The sequence below is a fragment of the Pseudomonas sp. GM60 genome (assembly GCF_000282415.1).
Classification (GTDB): domain Bacteria; phylum Pseudomonadota; class Gammaproteobacteria; order Pseudomonadales; family Pseudomonadaceae; genus Aquipseudomonas; species Aquipseudomonas migulae.
The window spans coordinates 1-4,111 of sequence record NZ_AKJI01000017.1 but is presented as its reverse complement, the minus strand read 5'-3'; the positions used below and the strand labels follow the sequence as shown (position 1 = coordinate 4,111).

Genomic DNA, 4,111 nt, shown 5'->3' with positions numbered 1-4,111 from the left:
GGTGTAGTTGTTTGGTATGGAGGCGATGTTACGCCGCACAATTTTTAAGAGAACTTCATTGAATTAATGGTGACCATTGACGAAACCAATACATGGACGAAGGCCCATGTTGTCCCAGTGATGGCATCTGGCTACGCGTTGCTTGATTGGATCCACAGTGGCACCCTCAGCGCCCGTTGCACCAAGGAGCCAGGTGATCAAGGAATGAGTGGATACGTACCCAACCCCCCGAAAAACTTCCGATACGACGAAGCCAAACCCGTCGACATCCACGCCAGACGCTGGGCCGAGTACGAGAAATACGGCAAGGCACCGGCGGCGGCGAAGGAGAAAGTCCGCGTCGCATTGCGCATCGGCGTGTTCTTCGACGGGACGCTGAACAATGCGAGCAACTCGGCTTCAGGATTGTTGTGTGGCGCTCATCATCCGATTTTGCCTGCGGATGTAGATGCGAGCTGCAAGCCGTATATGGCGGATCCGGAGGGGAGTTATGGGAATGATGTGAGTAATGTTTCGAAGTTGTTTGACCTCTATCCGGAATCGAAAGACGTACAGGGCGCAGGCTCGGTCAAACTAGCTTTGCGAAGCCTCTACGTTGATGGGATAGGCACAAGCGCCGGAACCGAAGACAGCCTCCTGAATGCAGCCAGTGGGCGGGGAGCAACGGGTGTAGCGAGTAAGGTGCAGCAAGCGTTCGCGGACCTGAAGACATTGGTCAAGCGAGTAATCGAGAGTAATCCTGACAGCGAAATCACCTCGCTCACCTTTGACACGTTTGGTTTCAGTAGAGGCGCCGCTGCGGCACGGCATTTTGCAAACGAAATCGTCCGTTGCAAACAAGGGCCATTGGGAGAAGTGTTTAGAAGTAACCCCAAAGGTTTCAGCTCCAGCTTTGGCAGCCAATACAACAGCGAAATCATCATGGGTTTTGTCGGCCTGTTTGATACTGTTCCCTCTGTCGCGGGCTTTACAAATATGGGCGATATCAAAAGCCCGGTGGCTCCTGGCATTAACCTGTACCTGGACCGAAAATACTTCACCGATGTCGTGCAACTGACGGCTCGTGATGAACATCGTGCGAATTTTGCGTTGAGTAGTGTCGTTCCTGCGCATCCGGAAATTCCCCTGCCCGGTGTGCATTCCGACATTGGAGGTGGTTATCGCGAGGAAGTGGAAGAGTGTGTATTGGTGAGCCCAATGCAGGCCCTCACAATCAGTAAAGGTGAAGACATTCGTACCACCTCCATTTATCGAGACGCCCTTCAAGAGAAAGCCAAGTGGATTGCTAACGGCTGGCCAGATGCAATGCTGGAGGTTGTTACTCCCGCGCCATCTGAGTTACCGGTGGCGGAACAAGATCGTTTGGGGGGCAAAAAAATCCGAGCCTATGCGGGCTTGCAACTAAAAAGATCGGTGAGTGGAAAGTTGTCGGTGGTATCTCTGCGCTTGATGCACAAGTTGGCGAAGGAGAAAGGCGTCCAGTTTGATGATGTTCCGCAAACTCCTGAGTACGCTGTCCCGGCAGAGCTTCAATCGTTTTGTGACAACGTCCTCGCAGGTCAGTACAAACCATCACCTGAAGAAGAAAGGTTGCTTAGGCTTAAGTACATCCACATGTCTGCTAACTGGAACAACCCGATTGGCGGCAGCCGCGAACGTGGGATGAAAATCCGCTACACCAATGCTCCAACGGATGACGGAGTCCGTGTTCGCCACCCACATATTGCTGACCCAGGCTGGAGATTATTTTGATGCGAGCAATCGTCATTTTGTTGTGCGCATTGCTGGCGACAGGTTGTCAGGCAACTGAGCCATTGTCGGGCAAGGACGATCCGAAAAATCCTTGGTGGAGTCTCAGTTTCAACGAGCCGTTCTACATGAAGGTTTGGGTAGAGGACAGCGCTGTTGAAGACATCAATGGCAAGCTGTTCAACCGCACGGGCGGAGGTCGTGCATCCGGGGGAGAGCCCGAGAATGGAACCGAAGCGGCGCGTGGATGGGGTGAGCATATCGGTGGCAGTATTCGGGGAGTGGTCGGCGCTGACTTGCCTAAGCGCATATACGTACGTTGGCAGTCCATCGTCGAGCCACAAACCTATCATGCGTGGGTGGATATTCCCGAAGAGGCGCGTCAAATGATGCACGCCTCTGTGAACGAGCGTTGCGCGACGAGACCGCAGGAAGCTGCCAATTACCGGGCGGCGATGTATGTCGGATTGGCTCCCGGCGGCATTGTGCAAGTGTGGGTAGAGGATAAATGCCTGAAAACGATCAAGGTCGCACGGGCCCAGGCTGAGATAGAACCGTTAGGACCGAGTCAGGGAAAGAGCGAAGGGAAGTATGCCTATCCAGTCAGTGAAAAGGCGAAGCGCTACATCGAACAATTCGGCATCCCGTACGGCAGTTGGTAACCCCCCCCACACAAACAAAAACGGGCGCCTATCAAGGCGCCCGTTTTCATTTCGGCATAACGCAATCAAGCCTCACTAATCTGACTGACACTCGTCACCTGCCCATTCCAGACCATCTCGTAATGCGCCGCCTGAATCACCGATAAAACCGGTTTTGGCGTCATCAGCGCCCAGCAATCACTGCCGTGCATTCGCACCGAGTGGTAACGAAGCCCAGGGCAACCCACCTCTTTGACTGACTTCCCTAAACGACGGGAGTGCGTGTAATCGTCCGGATCATAAACAGGGTCGGTCATCGAAAGGGAGGTCGCATCTTTCATCCCGGCCTCCACAAAAGAGCAGGACAACCCGCGGAAAACAAACCGCTCGTAGTTGAGGCTCGGGACGTTCGACCAGTACAGGCTCTGATGATGCTTCACTTCAGCCAGTGCCGTTTCCAGGGTATCCGCCAGATACAACACTCCAAAACTGCCATCGCTGAACCGCGAGCCTGCCGGGTTGACGTGGGTAAAGGGGGCCGTCGCATAGGAGCAGCCCGGAATGCCGAACGGGATTTCACTGCGGCGAATCAGCTCAAGGCGACCCACTTCATTTTTCAGCCTCGGGTTGGTGAGCTCCTGGATCTGATACAGCACTTCAAACTCGTCCGCGTCCGCCACGTCATCAAACAAGGCCACCGGGGGGAACTTGGAATTGACCAGTCGATAGGCCTGCAATGGCTCGCCGGCAAGTGCTGCCAGTTCGCTCAGCCTCACCATTGCGCGCCCCGCAGCACGTCGATGCGCCGGAAGGTTTCATACAAGGAAATCATATCGCCCTGAGCCATGATCTCGAGCGGGGAGCGGCCGTTGAAGAATTCGTTGTCGTTGGCCATCGACGGGAAGCCGTAGACGTTTTCCGGGTTGTCGAACACCAGACGCAGCGCCGCGTGGATGTTGAGCACGAAACTGATGCGCTGCATCTGGTCCGCGTCCAGCGCCACGGCCCACTCGGGATCGCGTTGGCGGGCGCGGGTGTAGGTGCTGCGGGAGATGCGCAGGATTCGGCAAGTCTGATCGCTGGAGGCGCGCCATTTATCGAGAATGCCGACAGCGGCGCGTAGGCCGGTCACGCACTGGCTTTTGGTGAAGGCTTGTTGCTGGAGGGCAACGGCCATGTTCATGACCTCAAATTGAATCTATAGAATCAAAATTAGGTAAAAAGCATCTGTAGAGCAAGTTCGTTGCGACCAGTGGTGGCTGCTATCGTAATAAGCCTTCCGGTCGCACGAATTCAGAGGAGGCGCACCATGGACTCTTTTACCGGCGGTTGCCTGTGCGGCAACGTGCGAATTGTGGCATCCGGGCGGCCATACCGGGTTGGCCTCTGTCACTGTCTCGACTGCCGCAAGCATCATGGCGCGCTGTTTCACGCCTCCGCGATATTCCCCGAGCGTGCGGTGACGATCACCGGCGAAACCCGCGACTATGCCGGGCGTTTTTTTTGTCCACGCTGCGGCTCCTCGGTTTTCGCCCGCACCGACGACGAAGTTGAAGTGAACCTGGGATCGCTGGATGCCCCGGACCAACTGACGCCCACCTATGAAAGCTGGATCATTCGCCGCGAGCAGTGGTTGCCGCCGTTTCCGTTGACCCGCCGATACAAGCACGACCGCGAAGGCACGGGACGTTTTGAAGGGTAGCCCCCAAACCTGTAGGAGC

The 4,111-nt window shown here is 55.6% G+C and carries 5 protein-coding genes; 3 read left to right on the top strand and 2 right to left on the bottom strand.

Translation table 11 applies throughout. The annotated features are described in order from the left end of the window. The first annotated feature begins 204 nt into the window (after nt 1–204). Nucleotides 205–1,752 carry a T6SS phospholipase effector Tle1-like catalytic domain-containing protein gene (locus PMI32_RS26685; RefSeq protein WP_032828566.1) on the top strand — a complete coding sequence of 516 codons (1,548 nt, stop codon included), beginning with the start codon at nt 205–207 and terminating at the stop codon, nt 1,750–1,752. Continuing rightward, a complete protein-coding gene (locus tag PMI32_RS26690; protein WP_008024679.1) occupies nt 1,752–2,411 on the top strand; it encodes a DUF2931 family protein in 660 nt (219 codons plus the stop codon). Before PMI32_RS26685 ends, PMI32_RS26690 begins: the two co-directional genes overlap by 1 nt. Nucleotides 2,412–2,476: 65 nt before the next feature. Here the strand turns inward: PMI32_RS26690 and PMI32_RS26695 are convergent, their stop codons facing one another. Both PMI32_RS26695 and PMI32_RS26700 read right to left on the bottom strand, forming a co-directional pair. Further along, nucleotides 2,477–3,169, bottom strand: a complete 693-nt coding sequence (locus PMI32_RS26695; RefSeq protein ID WP_008024678.1) for an RES family NAD+ phosphorylase — start codon at nt 3,167–3,169, stop codon at nt 2,477–2,479. Then, complete coding sequence (locus tag PMI32_RS26700; RefSeq protein WP_008024676.1) at nt 3,163–3,567, bottom strand: hypothetical protein; 405 nt, start codon at nt 3,565–3,567, stop codon at nt 3,163–3,165. The genes PMI32_RS26695 and PMI32_RS26700 overlap by 7 nt, the downstream gene beginning before the upstream one ends. A gap of 132 nt (nt 3,568–3,699) precedes the next feature. Here PMI32_RS26700 and PMI32_RS26705 point away from each other — a divergent pair, with 132 nt between their 5' ends. After that, nucleotides 3,700–4,092, top strand: coding sequence for a GFA family protein (locus PMI32_RS26705; protein ID WP_008024674.1), 393 nt, complete (start codon nt 3,700–3,702; stop codon nt 4,090–4,092). Nucleotides 4,093–4,111 lie beyond the last annotated feature (19 nt).